At 60.3% G+C, this 24,511-nt stretch carries 22 protein-coding genes and 1 tRNA gene; 19 read left to right on the top strand and 4 right to left on the bottom strand.

The features are described 5' to 3' along the window. Window positions 1-23: 23 nt before the first annotated feature. Window positions 24-503 (bottom strand): SsrA-binding protein SmpB, encoded by a 480-nt coding sequence (gene smpB / locus ACFC20_RS08715; protein WP_091987935.1) that lies wholly within the window; start codon window positions 501-503, stop codon window positions 24-26. A gap of 179 nt (window positions 504-682) precedes the next feature. Here smpB and ACFC20_RS08710 point away from each other — a divergent pair, with 179 nt between their 5' ends. The 3 genes from ACFC20_RS08710 (at window position 683) to ACFC20_RS08700 (ending at window position 3,116) form a co-directional block, all read left to right on the top strand. Continuing rightward, window positions 683-2,308, top strand: coding sequence for a sodium-dependent transporter (locus ACFC20_RS08710; protein WP_375192659.1), 1,626 nt, complete (start codon window positions 683-685; stop codon window positions 2,306-2,308). 83 nt (window positions 2,309-2,391) lie between these two features. Continuing rightward, window positions 2,392-2,838: a type II toxin-antitoxin system RatA family toxin gene (locus ACFC20_RS08705; protein ID WP_375192658.1), complete on the top strand. Its 447-nt coding sequence runs from the start codon at window positions 2,392-2,394 to the stop codon at window positions 2,836-2,838. Beyond that, the gene (locus ACFC20_RS08700; RefSeq protein WP_375192679.1) at window positions 2,838-3,116 is read left to right on the top strand and encodes an RnfH family protein; all 279 of its coding nucleotides are present in this window, start codon (window positions 2,838-2,840) and stop codon (window positions 3,114-3,116) included. The genes ACFC20_RS08705 and ACFC20_RS08700 overlap by 1 nt, the downstream gene beginning before the upstream one ends. A 22-nt stretch (window positions 3,117-3,138) precedes the next feature. Here the strand turns inward: ACFC20_RS08700 and ACFC20_RS08695 are convergent, their stop codons facing one another. After that, entirely contained in the window at window positions 3,139-3,465 is a 327-nt protein-coding gene (locus ACFC20_RS08695) for an outer membrane protein assembly factor BamE (protein ID WP_375192657.1), read from the bottom strand. Window positions 3,466-3,587: 122 nt separating this feature from the next. Here ACFC20_RS08695 and fur point away from each other — a divergent pair, with 122 nt between their 5' ends. Then, the gene (gene fur / locus ACFC20_RS08690; RefSeq protein ID WP_375192656.1) at window positions 3,588-4,001 is read left to right on the top strand and encodes a ferric iron uptake transcriptional regulator; all 414 of its coding nucleotides are present in this window, start codon (window positions 3,588-3,590) and stop codon (window positions 3,999-4,001) included. Window positions 4,002-4,104: 103 nt separating this feature from the next. Here the strand turns inward: fur and recN are convergent, their stop codons facing one another. Next, entirely contained in the window at window positions 4,105-5,784 is a 1,680-nt protein-coding gene (recN, locus tag ACFC20_RS08685) for a DNA repair protein RecN (RefSeq protein ID WP_375192655.1), read from the bottom strand. Between the two features lie 255 nt (window positions 5,785-6,039). Between recN and grpE the strand changes: the two genes are divergently transcribed. From grpE to greA, 7 genes are all read left to right on the top strand, one after another. Then, complete coding sequence (gene grpE, locus ACFC20_RS08680; RefSeq protein WP_375192654.1) at window positions 6,040-6,639, top strand: nucleotide exchange factor GrpE; 600 nt, start codon at window positions 6,040-6,042, stop codon at window positions 6,637-6,639. A 90-nt stretch (window positions 6,640-6,729) separates the two neighbouring features. Then, a complete protein-coding gene (gene dnaK, locus ACFC20_RS08675) occupies window positions 6,730-8,655 on the top strand; it encodes a molecular chaperone DnaK (protein WP_375192653.1) in 1,926 nt (641 codons plus the stop codon). A 79-nt stretch (window positions 8,656-8,734) separates the two neighbouring features. Next, complete coding sequence (gene dnaJ, locus ACFC20_RS08670; protein ID WP_375192652.1) at window positions 8,735-9,859, top strand: molecular chaperone DnaJ; 1,125 nt, start codon at window positions 8,735-8,737, stop codon at window positions 9,857-9,859. A 24-nt stretch (window positions 9,860-9,883) separates the two neighbouring features. Next, on the top strand, window positions 9,884-10,684 hold the full coding sequence (gene dapB, locus ACFC20_RS08665; protein WP_375192651.1) for a 4-hydroxy-tetrahydrodipicolinate reductase: 801 nt from the start codon (window positions 9,884-9,886) through the stop codon (window positions 10,682-10,684). 263 nt (window positions 10,685-10,947) lie between these two features. Further along, entirely contained in the window at window positions 10,948-12,078 is a 1,131-nt protein-coding gene (carA, locus tag ACFC20_RS08660; protein ID WP_375192650.1) for a glutamine-hydrolyzing carbamoyl-phosphate synthase small subunit, read from the top strand. A gap of 80 nt (window positions 12,079-12,158) precedes the next feature. Then, entirely contained in the window at window positions 12,159-15,377 is a 3,219-nt protein-coding gene (gene carB / locus ACFC20_RS08655) for a carbamoyl-phosphate synthase large subunit (RefSeq protein WP_375192649.1), read from the top strand. A 4-nt stretch (window positions 15,378-15,381) separates the two neighbouring features. Next, window positions 15,382-15,861 carry a transcription elongation factor GreA gene (greA, locus tag ACFC20_RS08650; RefSeq protein ID WP_375192648.1) on the top strand — a complete coding sequence of 160 codons (480 nt, stop codon included), beginning with the start codon at window positions 15,382-15,384 and terminating at the stop codon, window positions 15,859-15,861. Window positions 15,862-15,924: 63 nt separating this feature from the next. Here the strand turns inward: greA and yhbY are convergent, their stop codons facing one another. Then, window positions 15,925-16,236, bottom strand: coding sequence for a ribosome assembly RNA-binding protein YhbY (gene yhbY, locus ACFC20_RS08645; protein ID WP_091987904.1), 312 nt, complete (start codon window positions 16,234-16,236; stop codon window positions 15,925-15,927). A gap of 381 nt (window positions 16,237-16,617) precedes the next feature. Between yhbY and ftsH the strand changes: the two genes are divergently transcribed. From ftsH to nusA, 8 genes are all read left to right on the top strand, one after another. Beyond that, entirely contained in the window at window positions 16,618-18,561 is a 1,944-nt protein-coding gene (gene ftsH / locus ACFC20_RS08640) for an ATP-dependent zinc metalloprotease FtsH (protein ID WP_375192647.1), read from the top strand. Between the two features lie 108 nt (window positions 18,562-18,669). Beyond that, the gene (folP, locus tag ACFC20_RS08635; RefSeq protein ID WP_375192646.1) at window positions 18,670-19,500 is read left to right on the top strand and encodes a dihydropteroate synthase; all 831 of its coding nucleotides are present in this window, start codon (window positions 18,670-18,672) and stop codon (window positions 19,498-19,500) included. Next, the gene (gene glmM / locus ACFC20_RS08630; protein WP_375192645.1) at window positions 19,500-20,843 is read left to right on the top strand and encodes a phosphoglucosamine mutase; all 1,344 of its coding nucleotides are present in this window, start codon (window positions 19,500-19,502) and stop codon (window positions 20,841-20,843) included. Before folP ends, glmM begins: the two co-directional genes overlap by 1 nt. 75 nt (window positions 20,844-20,918) lie before the next feature. After that, window positions 20,919-21,677: a triose-phosphate isomerase gene (gene tpiA, locus ACFC20_RS08625; protein WP_375192644.1), complete on the top strand. Its 759-nt coding sequence runs from the start codon at window positions 20,919-20,921 to the stop codon at window positions 21,675-21,677. 24 nt (window positions 21,678-21,701) lie between these two features. Further along, complete coding sequence (gene secG / locus ACFC20_RS08620; protein WP_091987900.1) at window positions 21,702-22,079, top strand: preprotein translocase subunit SecG; 378 nt, start codon at window positions 21,702-21,704, stop codon at window positions 22,077-22,079. Window positions 22,080-22,086: 7 nt separating this feature from the next. Continuing rightward, window positions 22,087-22,171, top strand: a tRNA-Leu gene (locus tag ACFC20_RS08615). Window positions 22,172-22,496: 325 nt separating this feature from the next. Continuing rightward, a complete protein-coding gene (rimP, locus tag ACFC20_RS08610; protein WP_375192643.1) occupies window positions 22,497-22,958 on the top strand; it encodes a ribosome maturation factor RimP in 462 nt (153 codons plus the stop codon). A 54-nt stretch (window positions 22,959-23,012) separates the two neighbouring features. Beyond that, window positions 23,013-24,506: a transcription termination factor NusA gene (nusA, locus tag ACFC20_RS08605; protein WP_375192642.1), complete on the top strand. Its 1,494-nt coding sequence runs from the start codon at window positions 23,013-23,015 to the stop codon at window positions 24,504-24,506. Window positions 24,507-24,511: the final 5 nt, after the last annotated feature.

Genomic DNA, 24,511 nt, shown 5'->3' with positions numbered 1-24,511 from the left:
ATAACAGAGTTGGTAAGCCCGGGTCAGGCGTTGGCTTCGCGCAGTATGCGCTGCTTCTGGCGGTTCCAGTCGCGTTCTTTTTCGGTAGCCCGTTTGTCGAACAGTTTCTTGCCCTTCACCAGAGCGATTTCGCACTTCACCTTGTTCTTCTTCCAGTACAGGGCGAGTGGAATGCAGGTGTAACCGGCCTGGTTCACCTTGCCCACGATCTTGGCAATCTCCTTGGCGTGCAGCAGCAGCTTGCGGGTGCGGGTCGGGTCGGCTATCACGTGGGTGGAAGCGGTGCTCAGGGGGGTGATGTGGGAGCCGAGCAGCCAGGCCTCGCCGTCCTTGAGCAGTACATAGGCGTCCACCAACTGGGCCTTGCCCGCGCGCAGGGACTTCACTTCCCAGCCGAGCAGCGCCAGGCCCGCCTCGAAGCGTTCCTCGATGTGATACTCGTGCTTCGCCTTTTTGTTCAGGGCGATGGTATTGCTGGGCGTTCCGGGTTTTTTCTTGCTCATGAATCAGTGAATCCGGGGTCGGACGTGTCAACGGGCCGGCCGCTTTTGGGCCGGAAAAGCGCGCATTGTAGCCCAACAGTGCCGGACTGGTCACGAAACGGGCGCTGAGGCGCGTGCCGGTTCGTGCGAGGCCAGATCCTTCGGCTACAATAAGCGGTCATACATGTTCAGGGGCGCGAATGCCTACGCCGTATCAGACACACATCGGGTCATTTACCCGTAAATCAACCTTCTTCTGGGCTGCCGTGGGTGCCACGGTGGGCCTGGCCAATCTGTGGCAGTTTCCCTACCTGGCCAGCCTTCACGGTGGCGGGCTGTTTATCCTGCTGTATCTTGCCTGCCTGCTGCTGGTGACCCTGCCTTTGATGGTAACCGAAGCGGTGGTGGGGCGGTACGCCCGCCATGGCCTGGTGCTGGCCATCGATGGCCTGATTCGCAGTGCCCGGTGTTCACGCGCCTGGATGGCGGTTGGGCGTCTGAGTGTGTTGGCCGCGTTCCTGGTGCTGTCTTTTACTGCGGTGTTCGGTGCCATCGCGCTGGCGTATGTGTTCTTCGGCGCCCTGGGCCGTTTCTCCGGGGCAGGGCAGGCCGAGGCCACCGCCGTACTTGCGGGCCTGGTGTCGGATCCCGGGCAGTACCGGATGTTCATGGCCTGGCATGCCTTCTTTCTGGTGCTGGTGGTCTGGGTGTCCGCCCAAGGGGTGGTGCGGGGGCTGGAGCGGGCGTTGCGGGTGGTGGTTCCCGGTACCCTGTTGCTGATGGTGGCGTTGTTCAGCCTGTCGGTGCTGCATGGTCGCATCGAAGGCGCGGCTGACCATATCCTGGCCATGCACCCGGAGGATCTGAGCTGGGAAAGTCTTCGGGCGGCGCTGTTCCACGCCTTTTTTACCCTCGGCCTGGGCATGGGGGTGTGGGCCATTCTCGGTGCCTATACCACGCCCCATACCCGGCTGAAGCGCTCCATTCTGGCGGTGGTGTTGATGGACACTCTGGTGGCGATCATGGCCGGGCTGATGATTTTTGCCATGGCCACCGACGGCAACAGTTTCGACGGCGAGCGGGGGTTCAGCCTGCTGTTCGTTTCCATGCCCGTCACCCTGGCGGAGCTGCCAGCCAGCCAGTTCGTGATTGCCTCGGTGTTCTTGATGGTGGTACTGATTGTCTGGACAACGTCCCTGAATCTGCTGGAACCGGTGGTGGGCTGGTTCCGCGAGTGGACAGGCGCGCCCAGGGCACTGTCGGTGATCCTTGTGGGGCTGGCGGTCTGGCTGGCCGGACTTGCGTCCCTGCTGTCGTTCAACCTCTGGTCAGAGTACCGGTTCGGTGGTGCCACCATGTTCCGGTGGCTGGAGCTGGTGACCGGCGGTGTGCTGATTCCGCTGGTGGCCATCCTGCTCGCTCTGTTTACCGGCTGGTGTCTCACACGGCATCTGTCGGCCACCATGCTGGGGTCGGCTCCTCGCCTGTTCGCGGGCATCTGGTTCTGGGTGATGCGGCTTGTGTTGCCGGTAGTGGTCGCCTGGATTGGCATCCAGTACACGGCGTTTTCACTGGCCAATCTCTGCACCAATGGCAGTGATGCCTTGTGGTGTGAGCAGCGTGAGATCATGGTGTCCGATGGTGAGCCGAAAGCGGCCGGGGACTCGGCGCCGGCGCCTGCGTCCGCAGCCGCCAGCGGTGACAGTGACGATTCCGTACTCCGCGAACCAAACGGAGAGTCTGGAAGCCCGGAAAAGGCCCGGGCACCGGATGGCCCGGTTGAAAATGCCCCAAACCAGGACGATATCCTTTATCATAGCGTGTAACTCAGGCTGCCTTCCCAGACAGAAGTCTGCTCGAAGTTCGCACAACCCGAACAGTGTGTTTGCAAGCAGGACAATCGGTTTCAATGCCCCATCAGATCGACAAAACAGCGTTGGTGATGCACTCCGCTGAGCGGATGTTCCACCTGGTAAACGACATTGCCCGTTATCCGGAATTTCTTCCCTGGTGTGCCGGCGCACGCATTCATGAGCAGAGTTCTTCGGAGATCACCGCTTCCCTGGAAATCGCCAAGGGCGGCATGCGTCATACCCTGACCACCCGCAATCAGTTGCAGATGCCCGAGGCCATCGACATGCATCTGGTCGACGGTCCTTTCCGTAATCTGAGCGGGCGGTGGCATTTCAAGCCGCTGGATCTCAATGCCTGCAAGGTGGTGCTGTCATTGCAGTTTGAGTTCTCCGGCTCGCTGTCTCGTATGACCTTTGGCCCGGTGTTTAGTCAGGCTGCCAACACCATGGTGGATGCCTTCTGCCGACGGGCAGACGAACTGTATCGCACGGAGGGTGCGTGATGCAGGTGGAAGTGGCCTACGCCCGAACCGATCGTCAGGAAATTGTACCGGTGAAGGTGCCGGCCGGGACCACTGCGCTCGAGGCCGCGAGGCTGTCAGGCATCACCGATCTGTTTCCGGAAATAGAGCTGGAGAAGACTGACATGGGCGTGTTCGGGAAGGTGATCAAGGATCCTTCTGCCCATGAGCTGAGGGACGGCGACCGCGTTGAGCTGTACCGGCCGCTGAAAATCGATCCCAAACAGGCCCGTCTGAACCGGGCCAAGAAAAAGGGCTGAGCGGAGCACCAGAGACCTGGGCTCAGTAGGCGGGTGTTTCCTCGAGCAGTTGTGCTTCGTAAGAGGCGTACTCATCACCTTCGTAATACACGATGATGCGCTGCTCCTTGATCTCGCCACCGGCCCGCTGGAACGTGTACACATAGTACTCTCGGGACAGATCAACCGGGTTGAGCATCAGCGGGGTTCCCAGCAGTGCGTGCACCTGGCTTCGGGGCATGCCTGCGGCCAGTTGAGCCAGCTCCTCATCGGTGAGGATATTGCCCTGCTGGACGTTGATTTTGTACACGCCCGGGAATACGCAGCCGGTAAGAAACAAGGTAAGAATGAGAGCTGTGAGCTTTTGCATCGCCGGGGGAAATCCTCTATCTTGAAAACGCCTGCCAGAGGCAGGTATGACACGGGTTAACCGTTCAAAGGCGGCTTCATCATACCGGAAGCCGTGAGGCACACCAAAGAGTGAATAGTAACATGTCATCCGAGAACGCCGAATTACGAAAAGTCGGTCTGAAAGTGACCCTGCCGCGGGTCAAGATCTTCAACATTCTGGAGAATGCCGAAGAAGACCACCACCTCAGTGCCGAGGATGTGTACAAGAAGCTTTTGGAGCAGGGAGATGACGTGGGCCTGGCAACGGTTTACCGGGTGCTGACGCAGTTCGAGGCCGCTGGCCTGGTGCTTCGCCACAACTTCGAGGGTGGCCACGCCGTGTTCGAGATGGCCGGGGATGATCATCACGACCATATGGTGTGCACCCAGACCGGTGAGGTGATCGAGTTTGTTGACGAGGTGATCGAAGAGCGCCAGCAAAAGATTGCCAAAGAACACGGCTATGAAATTGTTGATCACAGCCTGATTCTGTACGTCAAACCGATCAAGTCCTGATTCTCTTTCCAGACCGGACAGTAAAAAAAGAGGCGGGTGCAAGGCCCGCCTCAACAGCTCTCAGGATCGAGAGGGGAATAGTCCGGTTATCTCATGCTCATGCTCAGTGGTGTGTCGCCTGGCCCTTGGAAAACATTTCCCGGGCATGGGCGATGGTGTGTTCGGTCATGTCCACGCCGCCCAGCATTCTTGCCACCTCGCTGATCCGACCCTGGTCGTCCAGGATTTCGATTTTCGAGAAGGTGGCATCCCGCTCGGTGAACTTGCTGACAAACAGGTGCTGATGGCACTGGGCCGCCACTTGCGGAAGGTGGGTCACGCACAGTACCTGGCCGTTGCCCCCGAGGGTGCGCAGCAAACGACCAACCACTTCCGCCGTGCCGCCGCCAATGCCTACATCCACCTCATCGAACACCAGCGTGGGGGTGGTGGATGTCTGGGCAACCACCACCTGGATGGCCAGGCTGATCCGTGACAGTTCGCCGCCGGAGGCAACCTTGGCCAGCGGGCGGGCCGGTTGCCCCGGGTTCGCGCTGACCAGGAATTCGATGTCTTCGAGACCATGAGGTGCGGGCTCGGTGCCGTTGCTGCGGTTCAGGTGGGTGATGAACTGCATGTTGGGCATGCTCAGTTGCGCCAGTTCGGCGGCCACGCGCTGGTCCAGCTCGGCTGCGGCTCTGGCGCGGGCCTCGGACAGCTCCCCGGCCAGATCGTCAAATCGCGTGCGGTGCTCGTCCAGCTCCGCTTCCAGCTGCTCCAGGCTGCCTTCTCCGCCATCCAGTTCCGCCAGTTCAGCGCTCAGGCGCTGATGCAGTTCCGGCAGTTCTTCGGGTGTTATGCGGTGCTTGCGCGCCATCTGGTAGATGGCGCTCAGGCGTTCTTCAACTTCCGCCAAGCGGGCAGGATCGGCCTCGTAATCCTCCACAAAGTGGCGCAGGTTGTCACCGGCTTCGGTGATCTGAATCTGCGCTTCGTTCAGCATCTGGATGGTATCGGCCAGGGCCGGCACTTCCACCGGCAATTGCTCCAGCTGGTGCAGTGCCTGACGTACCAGGTCGGCTGCGCTGTTCTCATCTTCGGTGCACAGCAGGGCCGCCTGGTGGCTGCTGTGCAGAACCGTGTCGGCCTGGCTGAGCTGGGCCTGCTCCAGCTCCAGTTGCTCCTGCTCGCCGTCTTCCAGGGCCAGCCGGTCCAGCTCCTCCACCTGATAGCGCAGCAGTTGCAGGCGGGCCTCGGCTTCGTCCGCATTCTGTTGCCGTTCGTTCAGTCGTTGGCGGATCTGGTGCCAGTGCTTCCAGGCCTCCCGGGTCTCCGCCGCCAGGCCTTCAACTCCGGCAAATTCGTCCAGCAGTTTGCGATGGGTATCCTTGCGCAAAAGAGACTGATGCTGGTGCTGGCTGTGGATATCCATCAGCAGGCCGCCGAGTTCCTTCAGGTGGTTCAGGGGGCAGGGCTGGCCATTGATGTAGGCCCTGGAGCGACCATCCTTGCTGATCACACGGCGCAGGATACAGTCGTCTTCGTCGTCCAGTTCGTGCTCTGCCAGCCAGTCGCCGGCTTCCGGTATGGCGGAAACATCGAAGGTGGCGGTGATGTCCGCACGCTTGGCACCGTGGCGCACCGCCCCGGCGTCGGCACGCCCGCCCATGGCCAGGCCCAGGGCGTCCAGCACAATCGACTTGCCGGCGCCGGTTTCACCGGTCAGTGCGGTCATGCCCTTGCCAAACTGCAGTTCTACCCGCTCGGCGATGGCGTAATTGGAAACCGTTAGTTGGGTCAGCATGCAGATAACCTCCGCGTTTTTCTGAGTCCGGCAAAACACTGTGGATGTATACAGTTGCTGTGAATATATACAGGGTTTTGTCTGTATGCAAATCCCTTCCGGATATTTTCTTCAGGAATGCAGGCAACAGATGGTTGAAACCTGAGAGCAGGGCCCCATATCCGTTCGCAACGACGTTTTCAGGCCTGTCATGGCCGAACACACGATTGGCCGGTCGCCCTGGTGCGAACCGCTTGAGACCAAGCAGGAGTAGTCATGAGCACTGACGAGAATCGCAACGAACATGAAGAGCTGAGCGAAGCCCTTGAAGCCGCAAAAGATGAGGCGCAGGCCTCTGAAAAAGAGGCACCCGAGGGCGAAGCCTCCGAGGCGGATGCCCTGGCGGCTCAGGTTCAGGAATACCAGGAGCAGATGCTGCGGGCCCAGGCCGAGATGCAGAACGTGCGTCGACGGGCGGAAATTGATGTTGAAAAGGCCCACAAGTTTGCCCTGGAGAAGTTCGTGAAGGAACTGCTGCCGGTGGCAGACAGCCTGGAAAAAGCGGTGGAAAGCACCGAAGGCCACGAAAACGCCGGCGAGGTGGTGGCTTCCATCCGTGAAGGTGTGGAGATGACCCTGAACCTGTTCATGTCCAGCCTGAAGAAATTCAATGTTGAGCAGATCAACCCGGTGGGCGAGCCGTTCGACCCGCAGCAGCACGAGGCCATGTCGATGGTGCCGGCGCCCGATGCCGAGCCCAACAGTGTGGTGGCCGTGGTGCAGAAAGGGTATCTGCTTAACGGCCGTGTGGTGCGGCCTGCCATGGTGGTGGTCGCCAAGGCGGAAGATGCGCCAAAAATTGATGAGCAGGCTTGAAAAGCCGATTAAAGCGCCAATATAGCCAGTAAATAGCGACAGCGGAGGCGGCGCCTCCATGAAAGCATTCAGAAGAATTGGAGTGATTCAATGAGCAAGATCATCGGTATCGACCTGGGAACGACCAACTCCTGTGTGGCCATCATGGATGGCGACAAGGTAAAGGTAATCGAGAACGCCGAGGGTGATCGCACCACCCCGTCCATCATCGCCTACACCGACGATGGCGAAACCCTGGTTGGCCAGTCAGCCAAGCGCCAGGCGGTCACCAACCCTCACAACACCCTGTACGCCATCAAGCGTCTGATCGGTCGTCGTTTTGAAGACGACGTGGTTCAGAAAGACATCAAGATGGTGCCGTACAAGATCGCCAAGGCCGACAATGGCGACGCCTGGGTGGAAGTGAAAGGCCAGAAGATGGCCCCGCCGCAGGTCTCTGCCGAAGTGTTGAAGAAAATGAAGAAGACCGCCGAGGATTACCTTGGTGAGAAAGTGACCGAAGCGGTGATCACCGTACCGGCCTACTTCAACGACAGCCAGCGCCAGGCCACCAAAGATGCGGGCAAGATCGCCGGTCTGGAAGTGAAGCGGATCATCAACGAGCCGACCGCGGCTGCCCTGGCTTATGGCCTTGACAAGAAGAGCGGCGACCGCACCGTAGCTGTATATGACCTGGGCGGTGGTACCTTTGACCTGTCCATCATCGAAATTGCGGATGTGGACGGCGAGCACCAGTTCGAGGTTCTGGCCACCAACGGTGACACTTTCCTGGGTGGTGAAGACTTCGACCTGAAAATCATCGAGTACCTGGCAGACCAGTTCAAGAAGGACAGCGGCATCGACCTGCGTGGCGACTCCCTGGCCATGCAGCGTCTGAAAGAAGCTGGCGAGAAGGCCAAGATTGAGCTGTCCAGCAGCCAGCAGACCGACGTTAACCTGCCGTACATCACTGCAGATGCGTCCGGTCCCAAGCACATGAACGTGAAACTGACCCGCGCCAAGCTGGAATCCCTGGTAGAAGACCTGGTCCAGCGCAGCCTCGAGCCCTGTAAAGTGGCCTTGCAGGATGCCGGCATGAAAGCCTCTGAAATCGATGAGGTGATCCTGGTCGGTGGTCAGACCCGCATGCCGCTGGTGCAGGAAAAGGTGAAAGAGTTCTTCGGTAAAGAAGCCCGCAAGGACGTGAACCCGGACGAAGCCGTGGCCATGGGCGCTGCGATTCAGGCAGCGGTTCTGTCTGGCGACGTGAAGGACGTTCTGCTTCTGGATGTCACCCCGCTGACCCTGGGTATCGAAACCATGGGCGGCGTGGCAACACCGCTGATCGAGAAGAACACCACGATTCCGACCAAGAAGTCGCAGACCTTCTCCACAGCCGACGACAACCAGACTGCCGTGACCATTCACGTGGTTCAGGGTGAGCGCAAGCAGGCGAACCAGAACAAGTCCCTGGGTCGTTTCGACCTGGCCGACATTCCGCCGGCGCCGCGCGGTGTGCCGCAGATCGAAGTCACCTTCGACATCGACGCCAACGGTATCCTGAACGTGTCCGCCAAGGACAAGGCGACTGGCAAGGAACAGTCCATCGTGATCAAGGCCTCCTCTGGCCTGAACGATGACGAGATCGAGAAGATGGTGCGCGACGCCGAGGCGAACGCCGAGGAAGATCGCAAGTTCGAGGAGCTGGTACAGGCCCGGAACCAGGGCGATGCCATGGTTCACGCCGTGCGCAAGACCCTGAAAGATGCCGGCGATAAGGTCAGCGACAGCGAGAAGGAGTCTATCGAAGCCTCTATCAAAGAGCTGGAAGAGGCGCTGGAAGGCTCCGACAAGGACGACATCGAAGCCAAGACCCAGAAGCTGACCGAGGTGTCCTCGGAGCTGGCCCAGAAGATGTACGCAGATCAGGCCGAGCAGGCACAGCAGGCTGGTGGCCAGGAAGGTGCCCAGAGCCAGCAGTCTGACGACGCCGTCGACGCCGAGTTTGAAGAAGTCAAAGACGACGACAAGCGGTAAATCTGAAGTACATCAGGCAGTTGGAAAAACGCGGGGGAATCCCCCGCGTTTTCCGCGTTTAAAAACAGGGTTTTAAAGCATGGCCAAGCGAGATTATTACGAGATTCTCGGAATTTCCCGGGATGCGGACGAAAAGGAAATCAAGCGGGCTTACCGAAAGCTCGCGATGAAGTACCACCCCGACCGTAACCCGGAGGACAAAGAAGTCGAGAACAAGTTCAAGGAGGCCAGCGAAGCCTACGAAGTACTCGCGGACCAGTCCAAGCGGGCCGCTTACGACCAGTTCGGCCATGCCGGCGTCGACGGCCAGGCCGGTGGTGGCTTCGGTGGCGGCGGTGCCAGCTTCTCCGACATCTTTGGCGATGTGTTCGGCGATATCTTCGGTGGTGGCGGCCGGGGCCGCAATACCCGGGGCGCCGATCTGCGCTACACCCTGGAGCTGGATCTGGAAGAAGCCGTCAAGGGCAAGACTGTCCAGATCAAGATCCCGGGGCATCGCGAGTGTGAGGTGTGCGAGGGCAGTGGCGCCGAGAAAGGCTCCCGCCCGGAAACCTGCGGTACCTGTAAGGGCATGGGGCAGGTGCGCATGCAGCAGGGCTTCTTTACCGTTCAGCAGGCCTGTCCCACCTGTCGTGGCTCCGGTCAGATCATCAAGGACCCCTGCAAGGCCTGTCACGGTCAGGGCCGGGTTCAGGAAGAGAAAACGCTGTCGGTCAAGGTGCCGCCCGGCGTGGATACCGGTGACCGCATCCGGCTCTCCGGCGAGGGCGAGATGGGCATTGACGGTGGACCTCCCGGCGACCTGTACGTGCAAATCGCCGTGCGCGAGCACTCTATCTTCACCCGCGACGGTCGCAACCTCTATTGCGAAGTGCCGATCAGTATCGTCGACGCAACCCTTGGCGGTGAGCTGGAAGTGCCGACCCTCGATGGCCGCGTAAAGCTGAAGATTCCGGCAGAAACCCAGACCGGCAAACTGTTTCGGCTGCGTAACAAGGGCGTGAGCCCGGTGCGCGGCGGCCCCTCCGGCGATCTGCTGTGCCGCGTGATTGTGGAAACACCGGTGAACCTGACCAAGCGCCAGAAAGAACTGCTGGAAGAATTCCAGAAAACCCTGGACGGCAGCAACGGAACCCATCACGCTCCGAAGAAAACCTCCTGGTTTGAAGGCGTGAAAAGCTTCTTCGACGAAATGAAATTCTGACCGGCCGATTAGAGGAACGCGAGCATGAGGGTAGCAATCATCGGCGCCGCCGGGCGCATGGGCAAAGTGCTGATTGAAGCCGTGGACGGCACCGAAGGCCTCGAGCTGGGTGCCGCCATTGTCGAGCCCGGAAGCAGCCTGATCGGCGCCGACGCCGGTGAGATGACCGGTATCGGCAAAACCGGAATCAAAATGGCCGGCAGCCTGGCGGAGGTGAAGGATGACTTCGACGTGCTCATCGACTTCACCTTCCCGGACCTAACGCTGGAAAATGCCGAGTTCTGCAAGGCCAACGGCAAAAGGCTCGTGATCGGCACCACGGGCTTGTCCGACGCTGAAAAGCAGCAGCTGGCCCTGGCTGCCGAGTCCACCCCGGTGGTGTTTGCCCCCAACATGAGCGTGGGCGTCAACGTCGTCCTGAACCTGTTGCGCACTGCCGCAGCAACTTTGGGCGACGACTACGACGTGGAAATCATCGAAGCCCACCACCGCCACAAGAAAGACGCGCCTTCCGGCACCGCTCTACGCATGGGCGAAGTCGTGGCCGATGCCCTCGGTCGCGACCTGAATGAATGCGCCGTCTACGGCCGCGAGGGCTTCACCGGCGAGCGCACCCGCAAGGAAATCGGTTTTGAAACCATTCGCGCCGGCGATGTGGTGGGCGACCACACGGTTCTGTTCGCCACCGAAGGTGAGCGTATCGAAATTACCCACAAGGCCAGCAGCCGGATGACCTTTGCCAAGGGCGCCATGCGGGCGGCGTTGTGGCTGAAGGATAAGCCGGCGGGGCTTTATGATATGCAGGATGTTCTGGCACTGAAGTAACAGCAAACTCGGAGGCAGAGGGACGGGTACCTGTCCCTCTGCCGGAGTCTCGCCGAACCTCTCGTCAAAGCATATTGGTCGTGGACACAAACCCCCATATTTTTTACAATAAGGCGGTTTGACTGCACCAAGCGTACCTTTGCACCAAGTTTCTGAAAAAGCGGGACCGAGTTAAGACTCCGTCTCGCTTTTTTGCAACCTGAATTTGCGCTTGCGTTCCTGTTCGTGACGAACCGATACGCCACTCGATGAGGATACAAGCCTTGAGCACACCAGCAATCCTTGCACTCGCAGACGGAAGCCTGTTCTACGGCAGCGCCATCGGCGCTGACGGAGAAACCAGCGGTGAAGTGGTGTTCAACACCGCCATGACCGGCTATCAGGAAATCCTGACCGATCCGTCCTACTCCCGCCAGATCGTCACCCTGACCTACCCGCACATCGGCAACACCGGTGTGAACGAAGAAGACATCGAGTCAGACCGCATTCAGGCCGCCGGCCTGATCATCCGCGATCTGCCTCTGCTGGCCAGCAGCTGGCGCAGCAAGGGTAGCCTGGACGAGTATCTGCGAAGCAACAACATTGTTGGTATTGCTGACATTGACACCCGCCGCCTGACCCGCATTCTCCGGGACAAGGGCTCCCAGAATGGCGCTATCGTGGCCGGCGAGAACGCGACCGCCGAGCGGGCACTGGAGTTGGCCAAGGCCTTCCCGGGCCTCAAAGGCATGGATCTGGCCAAGGAAGTGACCTGCGAGAAAGTCTGGTCCTGGAGCCAGACCGAGTGGAGCCTGGATAATGGCTATGGCGAACAGGGCGAGAGCACATTCAAGGTGGTGGCCTGGGATTACGGTGTGAAGCTCAATATCCTGCGCATGCTGGCCTCCCGTGGCTGCGACATCACCGTAGTGCCTGCCCAGACCCCGGCTTCCGAAGTGCTTGCGATGAATCCGGACGGTGTGTTCCTGTCCAATGGTCCGGGCGATCCCGAGCCGTGTGATTACGCCATCACCGCCATCAGGGAAGTGCTGGAAACCGACATCCCCGTGTTCGGTATCTGCCTCGGCCACCAGTTGCTGGCCCTGGCCAGTGGCGCCAGAACCATGAAGATGGGCCACGGCCACCACGGTGCCAACCACCCGGTGCAGGACATCGCCAAAGGCACGGTCATGATCACCAGCCAGAACCACGGTTTTGCCGTGGACGAGGCAACACTGCCGGCTAATGTAGAGGCAACCCACAAATCCCTGTTCGACGGTACCCTGCAGGGCATTCGCCGGACTGACAAGCCGGCCTACAGCTTCCAGGGCCACCCGGAAGCCAGCCCCGGTCCCCATGATGTGGCTCCGCTGTTTGACGAGTTTATCCGACTGATGGAGGCGCGATCCGCCTGAGGGCGACCGCCACGGAAAACTCACCGGCGCCGCGTGCTGCGCTGACAGAATTCAAAAGTTGCTGACAGGTTTACCAAGACATGCCAAAACGTACCGACATCCAAAGCATCCTGATCCTGGGCGCCGGCCCCATCGTGATCGGGCAGGCGTGCGAGTTTGACTACTCCGGGGCCCAGGCCTGCAAGGCCCTGCGCGAAGAGGGCTACCGGGTCATCCTGGTGAACTCCAATCCGGCCACCATCATGACCGACCCGGTGATGGCGGATGCCACCTACATCGAGCCGATCACGTGGAAGACGGTCGAGAAGATCATCGAGAAGGAAAAGCCGGATGCCCTGCTGCCCACGATGGGTGGCCAGACCGCACTCAACTGCGCCCTGGACCTGGAGCGTCACGGCATCCTGGAAAAACACGGCGTGGAAATGATCGGCGCCAACGCTGACACCATCGATAAAGCCGAAGACCGGGATCGCTTCGACAAGGCCATGAAGAAGATCGGCCTGGAGTGCCCCCGCGCCACCATCGCCCACTCCATGGAAGAAGCCTGGAAAGTGGCCGATGACATCGGCTTCCCGTGCATCATCCGCCCGTCCTTCACCATGGGTGGCTCCGGCGGTGGCATTGCCTACAACCGGGACGAGTTCGAGGAAATCTGCCAGCGGGGCCTGGACCTGTCGCCCACCAACGAGCTGCTGATCGACGAATCCCTGATCGGCTGGAAAGAGTACGAGATGGAAGTTGTTCGCGACAAGAACGACAACTGCATCATCGTCTGCTCCATCGAGAACTTCGACGCCATGGGCGTGCACACCGGTGACTCCATCACCGTGGCCCCGGCCCAGACCCTCACCGACAAGGAATACCAGATCATGCGGAACGCCTCCCTGGCGGTACTGCGTGAAATCGGTGTGGAAACCGGCGGCTCCAACGTCCAGTTCGGCATCAATCCGGACACCGGTCGTATGGTGGTGATCGAGATGAACCCGCGGGTGTCCCGCTCCTCGGCGCTGGCCTCCAAGGCCACCGGCTTCCCGATCGCCAAGGTCGCCGCAAAACTCGCTGTGGGCTACACCCTGGACGAACTGCGCAACGAAATCACCGGTGGCGTGACCCCGGCCTCGTTCGAGCCGTCCATCGACTACGTGGTCACCAAGATTCCGCGGTTCACCTTCGAGAAATTCCCCCAGGCGGACGCCCGCCTGACCACCCAGATGAAATCTGTGGGCGAGGTCATGGCCATTGGCCGCACCTTCCAGGAATCCCTGCAGAAAGCCCTGCGTGGCCTGGAAGTGGGCTCCGAGGGCTTCGATGAGAAACTCGAAGACCTGGATTCCGAGAACTCCCGGGAGACCCTGACCCGCGAACTCAACGTGCCCGGCGCCGACCGCATCTGGTACATCGGTGATGCCTTCCGCGCCGGCATGAGCGTTGAAGACGTGTTCGCTCACACCAAGGTGGACCCCTGGTACCTGGTACAGATCGAGGATCTGATCCGGGAAGAGCAGGCGCTCAAGAGCGCCGGCAAGGCCGACATCGACCAGGCCACCCTGTTCCGCCTCAAGCGCAAGGGCTTCTCCGATGCCCGCCTGGCCAAGCTGCTGGGCATCTCCGAGGTAAGCCTGCGCAAGCTGCGCCACGACCTGAACATCCGCCCGGTGTACAAGCGCGTGGATACCTGTGCCGCCGAGTTCGCCTCCGACACCGCCTACATGTACTCCACCTATGAGGAAGAGTGCGAGGCCGACGCCAGCGATCGAGAGAAGATCGTGGTCATCGGTGGTGGCCCCAACCGGATCGGGCAGGGCATCGAGTTTGACTACTGCTGTGTGCACGCGGCCCTGGCCATGCGTGAGGACGGCTACGAAACCATCATGATCAACTGCAACCCGGAGACCGTGTCCACCGACTACGACACCTCCGACCGGTTGTACTTCGAGCCGATCACCCTGGAAGACGTGCTGGAAATCATCCACGTCGAGAAGCCCAAGGGCGTGATTGTCCAGTACGGCGGCCAGACCCCGCTGAAACTGGCCCGTGGCCTGGAAGCGGCCGGAGTGCCCATCATCGGCACCAGCCCGGACGCCATTGACCGGGCCGAAGACCGGGAGCGTTTCCAGCAGATGATCCAGCGCCTGGGGCTGAAACAGCCGGACAACGCCACCGTACGCAGCCACGAGGAAGGCATCCTGGCGGCCCGTGAGATTGGCTATCCGCTGGTGGTGCGTCCGTCTTACGTGCTGGGCGGCCGGGCCATGGAAATCGTCTACGACGAGGAAGAGCTGGTGCGCTACATGCGCAACGCCGTACTGGTGTCCAACGACAGCCCGGTTCTGCTGGACCATTTCCTGAACGCCGCCATCGAGGTGGACATTGACGCCATCTCCGACGGCACCGACGTGGTCATTGGCGGCATCATGCAGCACATCGAGCAGGCCGGCGTGCACTCCGGCGATTCCGCCTGTTCACTGCCGCCGTATACCCTGAGCCAGCAGGTTCAGGACGAGATGCGCGAGGCGGTCAAGAAGATGGCCATCGAGCTGGACGTGATCGGCCTGATGAACGTGCAGCTGGCCTGGCAGGACGGCGAGATCTACGTGATCGAAGTAAACCCGCGGGCCTCGCGCACCGTGCCGTTCGTCTCCAAGGCCATTGGCGTGTCCCTGGCCAAGGTGGCTGCCCGTGTCATGGCCGGCAAGAGCCTGAAAGAACTGGAGTTCACCCAGGAGATCATCCCGCGCTACTACGCGGTGAAAGAGTCGGTGTTCCCGTTCAACAAGTTCCCGGCGGTGGATCCCATCCTGGGCCCGGAAATGAAGTCCACCGGTGAGGTGATGGGCCTGGGCGACAGCTTTGATGAGGCCTTTGCCAAGGCTGCGCTGGCCGTAGGTGAGCGCCTGCCGGCCAAGGGCACGGCCTTCATGTCGGTACGGGATGTGGACAAGCCGGGTGCCGCCAAGGTAGCTCGGGACCTGGTGGAAGCCGGGTTCAAGCTGATTGCCACCACCGGTACTGCCAAGGCCCTGAAGGAAGCCGGCATTGACGTGGATCGGGTCAACAAGGTTCGTGAAGGTCGTCCGCACATCGTCGACGCCATCAAGAACGGCCAGGTTCAGCTGATCATCAATACCACCGAAGGTCGCAAGGCGATTTCCGATTCGGCGCAGATCCGCCAGTCGGCCCTGCAGACCAAGGTCACTTATACAACGACTCTGGCGGGCGGCGAAGCCTTCTGTCGGGCCATCAAGTTCGGGCCCGAGCGCACTGTACGTCGCCTCCAGGATCTTCACGCAGGAAAGTAAGACTATGGCTGACAGAGTACCCATGACCAAGGCAGGCGAGAGTCGCCTGCGCGAGGAGCTTCAGAAGCTGAAATCCGAAGATCGCCCTCGGGTGATCGCGGCCATTGCCGAAGCCCGTGAGCACGGTGATCTGAAAGAGAACGCCGAATACCATGCTGCCCGCGAGCAGCAGAGCTTTATCGAGGGCCGGATCCAGGAGATCGAGGGCAAGCTGTCGGCGGCCCAGGTCATCGACGTGACCACCATGGAGAACACCGGCAAGGTAATCTTCGGCACCACGGTTCATTTGCTGAACATGGATACCGACGAGCAGGTGATTTACCAGATCGTCGGCGAGGACGAGGCCGACATCAAGGCCGGCAAGCTGTCCATTTCTTCCCCAATCGCCCGTGCCCTGGTTGGCAAGAGCGAAGGCGACGTGGTCGCTATCCGGGTGCCTTCGGGTACCGTGGAATACGAGATCGAGGAAGTGGAATACGTCTGAGCCAAAGCCCGGACACAAAAAAGCCGGCCAGGTTACCCTGGCCGGCTTTTTTGTTGGTGAAACTCAGCGCTGATGGCGTGTCAGGTTGGACAGCTTCGGATTTGGCTGCTTGGCGCGACGCAGGATAACGGCGATCTTGCCGATGGTCTGGATCAGCTGCGCCCCTGAGCTTTCGCACAGGGCCTGGATGGCTTCCTGCCGGGCTTCGCGATCCTGGCTGGCGACCTTGATCTTGATCAGTTCATGATCGTTCAGGGCGCGCTCCAGCTCTTCCTGGAGTCCCTCGGACAGGCCTTTTTCACCAACGATAATGACTGGCTTGAGGTTGTGGGCAATAGCCCGGAATTCCCGGCGCTGTTCCGGTGAAAGACTCATGATGTAATCTCTTTATCAGTGCCATTAACAAAAGGTCAGCGGCGTAAGCGCTGGCCTGTGCGTATACTTTTGCGGATTGTACCAGATCAGATGGCGGCACGAATGGTCGTTAACACCTACTGAAACCACGGCTGGCCGGCCCGGAACGAAATAAGCCGTGCCTGGTCCAAGCTTTCGCAGTCTGGGTTCTCGATCCGCCGGGGTGTTGTAATTTTGATGGCGGCACCCAAGATAGAGGTTATGAATGCGTTGCACCGATTGCAGTGTCTGTGGCCGATACGGATGGGCCGTTTCTGGTGGACCGGCGTACAATTGGTGTAAGGTGCCCGTAAAGGACGATTGCCCGAGTTGGCTCGTTCTTCAATTCACAGGTGATGATCCTTGAACGATATGGCAAAAAATCTGGTTCTCTGGCTAGTGATAGCCGCCGTGCTCCTGATGGTGTTTCAGAATTTCTCTCCGACCACCACCGGGCAACAAGTCAACTATTCCCAGTTTGTGGAGATGGTCCAGCAGGGGCAGGTCCGTCAGGTCACCATCGACGGTCTGCAGATACAGGGTACCCGCGGTGACGGCTCCCAGTTCCAGACCATCCGTCCGCAAGTCTCGGACAACAAGCTGATGGATGATCTGCTGGCCAACAATGTCGAGGTTATCGGCAAGGAGCCCGAGCGCCAGAGCCTCTGGACCCAGCTGCTGGTGGCTGCGTTCCCGATCCTGATCATCATTGCGTTGTTCGTGTTCTTCATGCGCCAGATGCAGGGCGGCGGTGGCGGCAAGGGCCCCATGTCGTTCGGCAAGAGCAAGGCGCGCCTGATGAGCGAGGACCAGATCAAGACCACGTTCGGCGACGTGGCCGGCGTGGATGAGGCCAAGGAAGACGTGAAGGAGCTGGTGGACTTCCTGCGGGATCCCAGCAAGTTCCAGCGCCTCGGTGGCAGCATCCCCAAAGGCGTCCTGATGGTGGGTCAGCCGGGTACCGGTAAGACGCTGCTCGCCAAGGCAATCGCGGGCGAGGCCAAGGTGCCGTTCTTCTCGATTTCTGGTTCCGATTTTGTGGAAATGTTCGTGGGTGTGGGCGCGTCCCGGGTTCGCGACATGTTCGAGCAGGCGAAGAAGCAGAGCCCCTGCATCATCTTCATCGACGAGATCGACGCCGTTGGTCGCCATCGTGGTGCCGGCATGGGCGGTGGTCACGACGAGCGCGAGCAGACCCTTAACCAGCTGCTGGTTGAGATGGACGGCTTTGAAGGCAACGAGGGCGTGATCGTCATCGCCGCCACCAACCGTCCGGACGTGCTCGACCCGGCCCTTTTGCGGCCCGGCCGTTTCGACCGCCAAGTGGTGGTTGGCCTGCCCGACATCATCGGTCGTGAGCAGATTCTCAAGGTGCACATGAAGAAAGTGCCCCTGGCCGACGGCGTTGAGCCGGCCCTGATTGCCCGTGGTACGCCCGGCTTCTCCGGTGCCGACCTGGCCAATCTGGTGAACGAGGCGGCCCTGTTTGCCGCGCGTCGCAACCAGCGCCTGGTGTCCATGGAGGAGTTCGAACTCGCCAAGGACAAGATCATGATGGGCGCCGAGCGCAAGTCCATGGTGATGAGCGAGAAAGAGAAGCGCAATACTGCCTACCATGAGTCCGGTCATGCCATCGTCGGGCGCCTGATGCCCGAGCACGACCCGGTCTACAAGGTAAGTATCATTCCCCGTGGCCGTGCCCTGGGTGTTACCATGTTTCTCCCCGAAGAGGACAAGTACAGCCACAGCAAGCGCTACCTGATCAGCTCCATCTGCAGCCTGTTCGGTGGCCGCATTGCCGAGGAGCTGACGCTCGGATTTGACGGTGTCACCACCGGCGCCTCCAATGACATCGAGCGTGCCACCAGTCTGGCCCGCAACATGGTCACGCGCTGGGGGCTGTCCGAGAAGCTGGGTCCGCTGCAGTACGATACTGACAGCGAAGAACCATTCCTTGGTCGGTCAGCCGGTCAGTCCCAGACCGTCTATTCTCCGGAAACCGCCCAGCGGATCGACGAGGAAGTGCGGAACATCATCGACAGCTGTTACGAGAAGGCCAAGCAACTGCTGATCGACAACCGCGACAAGCTCGACCTGATGGCCGATGCCCTGATGAAGTACGAGACCATCGACCGCTTCCAGATCGATGACATCATGGAAGGCCGGGTACCCCGTCCTCCGAAAGGCTGGGGTGACAGTGGCCCAACCGGTGGCGTCAAGACAGACGAGCCAGAATCGGCACCTGAGCCCAAGGCGTCTGACGACGGGCGTCATCCCGGTGTTGGCCGGCCTGCCGGAGAACACTGAAGGTAACGCCGGGGCAGCGAGGCCGCCTCGGCGAGAAGGTAACAGATGTGCATGGCGCCGCCCGGATTCCGGGCGGCGTTTGTTTTTGTCAGAGGGAAAAGTATTGCCATGAAGATGAATTTTGCCGGTCGTGAACTGGATATGTCGCTGTGCCATGTTATGGGCGTATTGAACGTCACCCCGGATTCGTTCTCCGACGGCGGCCGCTTCAACCGGCCGGATCTGGCGCTTGAGCGGGCCCGGCAAATGGTGTCCGACGGGGCAGGCTTCATCGATATTGGTGGCGAATCGACACGGCCGGGCGCCACGCCGGTATCGGTTCAGGAGGAACTGGACCGGGTGTGCCCGGTGGTAGAGGCCGTGGTCCGGGAGCTGGATGCGGTCGTCTCGGTGGACACCAGTGCTCCGGAGGTTATGACCGAAACGGCAAAACTGGGTGCCGGGCTGATCAACGACGTTCGCGCCCTGCAGCGTGAAGGCGCTCCAGAGGCCGCCGCCCGCGCGGATATCCCCGTCTGTATCATGCACATTCAGGGCGAGCCCGATACCATGCAGGATCGCCCCGCCTACCGGAATGTCCGCCGGGAGGTGAGCGCGTTCCTGACCGAGCGTATGCGGGTGGCCGAGCAGGCAGGTGTGCGCCCGGAAAACATCGTGCTTGATCCGGGGTTCGGGTTTGGCAAGAGTCTGGCTCATAACCTCAAGCTGCTGGCATCCCTGGAGCAGCTGCAGATCCTCGGCCATCCGCTGTTGGTTGGCATGTCCAGGAAGTCCATGTTGGGCCATATTACCGGACGGGAAGTGCACGAAAGGTTGCCCGCCAGCCTTGCGGCCGCGACAATAGCCGCCATGAAGGGTGCCAGCATTATTCGCGTGCACGATGTCAGGGAAACGGTAGATGCCGTCCGGGTTGTGGCGGCCATGAAGGAGGCAGATTGATGTCCGAGAGAAAATACTTTGGCACGGATGGTATTCGCGGGCGCGTCGGCGAGTTTCCGATTACTCCGGAGTTCATGTTGAAGCTTGGCTGGGCTGCAGGCCAGGCGTTCAAGCGCGATGGCCAGCGCAACAGCGTGCTGATCGGCAAGGACACCCGCCTTTCCGGTTATATGTTCGAGTCCGCGCTCGAGGCAGGGCTGTCCGCAGCCGGGGTGGATGTCAAGCTCCTCGGGCCCATGCCGACCCCCGCTATCGCGTATCTCACCCGGACCTTTCGGGCGTCTGCCGGTATTGTCATCAGTGCCTCCCACAACCCCCATGAAGATAATGGCATCAAGTTCTTCTCGCCCGCCGGCACCAAGCTGGACGATGCCCTGGAAGCGGAAATCGAGCGCTGGCTGGATCAGCCCATCGAGGTCTGTGAGCCGGCAGAACTTGGCAAGGCCTCCCGGGTGGATGATGCGCCGGGTCGCTATGTGGAGTTCTGCAAGAGCACCGTGCCCAACGAGTTCACGCTGGATGGCATGAGGATTGTGCTGGACTGCGCCCATGGCGCCACCTATCACGTTGCCCCCAAGGTCTTCCGTGAGCTGGGTGCGAAGGTGTCAGTGATCGGGGCAGAGCCTGACGGCCTGAACATCAATCTGAATGTCGGCTCGACTCACCTGGGTTCCCTCAAGGCCGCGGTTCTGGAAAAAGGCGCCGACCTGGGCATCGCCTTTGATGGCGATGGCGACCGCGTGCTCATGGTGGATCGCGACGGCACCGAAGTGGACGGTGACGAACTGCTGTATGTGATTGCCTCCCAACGCTTCGCAGAGGATCGCCTCAAAGGCGGGGTGGTCGGTACCCTGATGACCAACCTGGGTGTTGAGCTGGCCCTGAAGGAAATCGGCATCGAATTCGAGCGGGCGAAAGTGGGTGATCGCTATGTCATGGAGCGCCTGCTGGCCAATAACTGGGTGTTGGGCGGTGAAGGTTCCGGGCATATGGTGATCCGGGATTGCACCACGACCGGTGACGGCATTGTTTCGGCACTCCAGGTACTGCTGGCCGTTCGCCGCTCCGGCAAAAGCCTTGCGGAGATTCGCCAGGGCATGAGCAAGCTGCCCCAGACCATGATCAACGTCCGGGTAGGGCAGCGGTTCGATCCGTTCAGTCGCGAAGAAATCGTGGCCGCGGTTCGCCGCGCCGAAGACGAGCTGGGTGGCGCCGGCCGTATTCTGCTGAGGGCCTCGGGAACCGAGCCCCTGATCCGGGTTATGGCCGAGGGTCAGGACGCTGACCAGATCCGCAGGGTGGTCGAGGAACTGGCCCGGGTGGTGGAGAATTCCAGTCCCTGACTTTGTGTTTTCAGGCGGTTGTCTGCCGGGAGGGAGTGCTGTATAGTTCGCCCTCCCTCGGGTATGGGAATTGTTATGCGTCGCAGGATCGTAGCCGGAAACTGGAAAATGAACGGGTCGAAGGACCTGGCAAAGTCTCTGGTCGGCGATGTTCGATCTGAGGCCGGTTCTCTTGCTAATGGCGTTGAGGTTGTTATTATTCCTCCCGCGCTTTACGTCGCAGATGTGGCGTCCCTGGCAGCTGCCGATCTGAAAGTTGGCGTGCAGAATGTGTCCCAGTGGTCTTCCGGGGCCTACACCGGGGAAGTTTCCGCTGAAATGGCGGCCGATCTGGGATGCCAGTATGTTCTGGCCGGTCACTCGGAGCGTCGCCAGCTCTTCGGCGAAACGGACGACGTGGTTGCCCGCAAGGTGGAGCGTATTCTCGCCTGTGGTTTGTTCGCCATGGTGTGTGTTGGCGAAACCCTGGAAGAGCGGGATGCAGGTGATGCCGAAGCCGTCGTTGCGGCTCAGGTTCGCAAGGCCCTGGCTGATGTAGAGTCAACCCAGTGGGAGCGCGTCGTCGTGGCCTATGAGCCGGTCTGGGCCATCGGCACCGGCAAGACCGCCACCGCGGGCGATGCCCAGGCAATGCACGCTGCCATCCGCAAAGTGCTCGCCGACATGGGTGCGCCGGCTGAAGACATTTCCCTCCTTTACGGGGGCAGTGTAAAAGCGGATAATGCTGCCGCTCTTTTTGCCGAGCCGGATATCGACGGCGGTTTGATCGGCGGAGCGTCACTGGTAGCGGAAGATTTTGTAAGTATCTGCCGTAGTGTTCCTGCGGGTCACTGAATTTAAAGGTTCGCGAGAGTCGTTATGGATTGGGTAGAAACGCTGGTAGTCGTTTTGCACGTGGTCATCGCGGTGGCGCTGGTGGGTCTGGTGCTGATCCAGCAGGGCAAGGGTGCCGATGCCGGTGCGGCGTTTGGTGGCGGCGCGTCCCAGACAGTTTTTGGTAGTCAGGGTAGTGGCAGCTTCCTGACCCGTGTCACCACGCTGCTTGCTGTGGTGTTTTTCGTGACAAGTTTTACGCTGGCGATTTTTGCCAAGCAGCGCGCCGAGGTGGCCGGTGAGGCCGGTATCCCGGTGGTTCAGGAGTCCGCTCCGGCGGCTCCGTCCGAAGGCGCTGCCAGTGGTGGCGACGCCGCCAGCGAGTCCGAGGGCGGGGAGTCTGATCTTCCCGAACTCGAGTAAGAATGTTGCCCGGGTGGTGAAACTGGTAGACACGCTATCTTGAGGGGGTAGTGGCGAAAGCCGTGCCGGTTCGAGTCCGGCCCCGGGCACCATATTCAGAAAAACGGCTTGGATTTCCCAGGCCGTTTTTTTTGGTCAGTCCTTGACCAGTCTGCCTGGCGTCTCTATACTCCGGCGGATATTGGGACCTGCCGGATTGGTTGTTCAGTGGCAGGTTTCTGGCAGGCCAGGTGTCTGTCAGCGGGAAGCGATGTATCGGAAGGCTTCCTGCGAGTTCTTGCAACAAAAGGCCCCACTGATCGGGGCTTTTTGATTAAGGGGCCTGGCGCAAAGGGCCCTGGTGCATAAAAAGGGCTGATAAAACAGCCCTTTTTTTGTTTTTGGGGTCGGTAGAACAGATAACGGAGATGGCGAAACTTGTCAGCCAAGCTTAAGCAACTGGAAGACATCCTTCAGCCCGTTGTAGACGGTCTGGGGTATGAGTTCTGGGGCATTGAATTCCGGTCGCAGGGCCATCATTCCCTGTTGCGGGTGTTTATCGACGATGCCGAAAACGGCATCGGTATCGACGACTGCGAGAAAGTCAGTCGTCAGATCAGCGGTGTGATGGATGTGGAAGATCCCATCCAGACCGAATACACGCTCGAGGTCTCATCCCCGGGGATGGATCGCCCGCTGTTTCGTCTTGAGCAATACCAGGCCTTTGTCGGTCACCAGGTGCAAATCCGTCTGCGCATGGCCTTTGAGGGCCGGCGGAAGTTTCAGGGCCTGATCAAAGGCGTTGAAGGTGACGAGGTAGTAGTGGTTGTGGATGACCACGAGTATCTGCTGCCGTTCGACAGCATCGAAAAAGCGCACATTGTGCCGGTATTTGAATGAACGATTTGAACAAGTCCGTGGACGCACAGTTGAATTTAAGGGCAGGGCAATCCAATGAGTAAAGAGATCTTGCTGGTGGTTGAATCCGTCTCGAACGAGAAAGGCGTCGAGAAGGATGTGATTTTCGAGGCGATCGAGCTGGCACTGGCCACCGCTGCCAAGAAACGTTTCGAAGACGAAGAAGCCGATATCCGGGTTGCCATTGATCGGAAGACTGGCGAGTACGAAACCTTCCGTCGTTGGCTGGTCGTCGATAATGACGCGGTTCCGGCCCTGGGCACGGAGCTCACGCTGCAGGAGGCGGAAGAGATTGATCCGGCCCTGAAGCCTGGTGATATCCACGAGGAGAAGATCGAGTCTGAAGCCTTTGGCCGGATTGGCGCCCAGGCCGCCAAGCAGATCATCTTCCAGAAAGTCCGTGAAGCCGAGCGCAGCAAGATCGTTGACAGCTACCGCGACCGCGTGGGCGAGCTGGTGTCCGGTACCGTCAAGAAAGTCACCCGCGACAACGTGATTGTCGACCTGGGTGCCAACGCCGAGGCGCTGTTGCCCCGGGAGCACCTGATCCCGCGGGAAACCTTCCGCATGGGTGACCGGGTGCGCTCGCTGCTGCTGGAGATCCGTACCGATCACCGTGGCCCGCAGCTGATCCTCAGCCGGACGGCGCCGCAGATGCTGATCGAGCTGTTCCGTATCGAAGTGCCCGAAATTGCAGAAGAACTGATCGAAATCCGCGGTGCCGCGCGGGATCCCGGCTCACGGGCCAAGATTGCGGTCAAGACCAATGATCGCCGGATCGATCCGGTGGGTGCCTGTGTTGGTATGCGTGGTTCGCGCGTCCAGGCCGTCTCCAATGAGCTCGGTGGTGAGCGTGTTGATATTGTGCTGTGGGATGACAATCCGGCCCAGCTGGTGATTAACGCCATGGCACCGGCGGAAGTGGCGTCGATCGTGATGGACGAAGACCGGCATACCATGGAAGTGGCCGTGGCGGAAGACAACCTGGCCCAGGCCATCGGCCGTAACGGGCAGAACGTGCGGCTGGCCACCGACCTGACCGGCTGGACCCTGAACGTGATGACCGAGGAAGAAGCCGGCGAGCGTCAGGAGCAGGAGTACAACCAACTGGTTGAACACTTCACCAGCAACCTCGACGTGGACGAGGAGTTCGCCGGTGTGTTGATTGAAGAAGGCTTCACCTCCATTGAAGAGGTGGCCTACGTACCCATGGAAGAAATGCTGGCGATTGACGGCTTTGATGAGGAAACCGTCACCGAACTGCGTCGCCGCGCCAAGGACGTTCTGCTGAACCAGGCTCTGGCCAGTGAGGAAGCGCTGGAAGGCGCCGAGCCGGCAGACGATCTTCTGGGTATGGACGGCATGGACCGTGGCCTGGCCTTCAAGCTGGCCGGCATGGGCGTGCGCACCATGGAAGATCTGGCAGAGCAGTCGGTTGACGACCTGCTCGAGATTGAAGGTATGGATGAAGAGCGTGCCGGTCAGTTGATCATGACCGCACGTGCCCCCTGGTTTGAAGACCAGGCTTAATTCGG

This window comes from Marinobacter sp., from assembly GCF_041984545.1.
Lineage (GTDB): Bacteria > Pseudomonadota > Gammaproteobacteria > Pseudomonadales > Oleiphilaceae > Marinobacter.
Note: the sequence above shows the minus strand (reverse complement) of the source record. Positions and strands in the feature narration are given on the sequence as shown.

What these genes read in the sequence shown, in the direction of transcription:
- smpB (WP_091987935.1), bottom strand. Translation starts at nt 503, where the DNA reads ATGAGCAAGAAAAAACCCGGAACGCCCAGCAATACCATCGCCCTGAAC.
- ACFC20_RS08710 (WP_375192659.1), top strand. Translation starts at nt 683, where the DNA reads ATGCCTACGCCGTATCAGACACACATCGGGTCATTTACCCGTAAATCA.
- ACFC20_RS08705 (WP_375192658.1), top strand. Translation starts at nt 2,392, where the DNA reads ATGCCCCATCAGATCGACAAAACAGCGTTGGTGATGCACTCCGCTGAG.
- ACFC20_RS08700 (WP_375192679.1), top strand. Translation starts at nt 2,838, where the DNA reads ATGCAGGTGGAAGTGGCCTACGCCCGAACCGATCGTCAGGAAATTGTA.
- ACFC20_RS08695 (WP_375192657.1), bottom strand. Translation starts at nt 3,465, where the DNA reads ATGCAAAAGCTCACAGCTCTCATTCTTACCTTGTTTCTTACCGGCTGC.
- fur (WP_375192656.1), top strand. Translation starts at nt 3,588, where the DNA reads ATGTCATCCGAGAACGCCGAATTACGAAAAGTCGGTCTGAAAGTGACC.
- recN (WP_375192655.1), bottom strand. Translation starts at nt 5,784, where the DNA reads ATGCTGACCCAACTAACGGTTTCCAATTACGCCATCGCCGAGCGGGTA.
- grpE (WP_375192654.1), top strand. Translation starts at nt 6,040, where the DNA reads ATGAGCACTGACGAGAATCGCAACGAACATGAAGAGCTGAGCGAAGCC.
- dnaK (WP_375192653.1), top strand. Translation starts at nt 6,730, where the DNA reads ATGAGCAAGATCATCGGTATCGACCTGGGAACGACCAACTCCTGTGTG.
- dnaJ (WP_375192652.1), top strand. Translation starts at nt 8,735, where the DNA reads ATGGCCAAGCGAGATTATTACGAGATTCTCGGAATTTCCCGGGATGCG.
- dapB (WP_375192651.1), top strand. Translation starts at nt 9,884, where the DNA reads ATGAGGGTAGCAATCATCGGCGCCGCCGGGCGCATGGGCAAAGTGCTG.
- carB (WP_375192649.1), top strand. Translation starts at nt 12,159, where the DNA reads ATGCCAAAACGTACCGACATCCAAAGCATCCTGATCCTGGGCGCCGGC.
- greA (WP_375192648.1), top strand. Translation starts at nt 15,382, where the DNA reads ATGGCTGACAGAGTACCCATGACCAAGGCAGGCGAGAGTCGCCTGCGC.
- yhbY (WP_091987904.1), bottom strand. Translation starts at nt 16,236, where the DNA reads ATGAGTCTTTCACCGGAACAGCGCCGGGAATTCCGGGCTATTGCCCAC.
- folP (WP_375192646.1), top strand. Translation starts at nt 18,670, where the DNA reads ATGAAGATGAATTTTGCCGGTCGTGAACTGGATATGTCGCTGTGCCAT.
- glmM (WP_375192645.1), top strand. Translation starts at nt 19,500, where the DNA reads ATGTCCGAGAGAAAATACTTTGGCACGGATGGTATTCGCGGGCGCGTC.
- tpiA (WP_375192644.1), top strand. Translation starts at nt 20,919, where the DNA reads ATGCGTCGCAGGATCGTAGCCGGAAACTGGAAAATGAACGGGTCGAAG.
- secG (WP_091987900.1), top strand. Translation starts at nt 21,702, where the DNA reads ATGGATTGGGTAGAAACGCTGGTAGTCGTTTTGCACGTGGTCATCGCG.
- nusA (WP_375192642.1), top strand. Translation starts at nt 23,013, where the DNA reads ATGAGTAAAGAGATCTTGCTGGTGGTTGAATCCGTCTCGAACGAGAAA.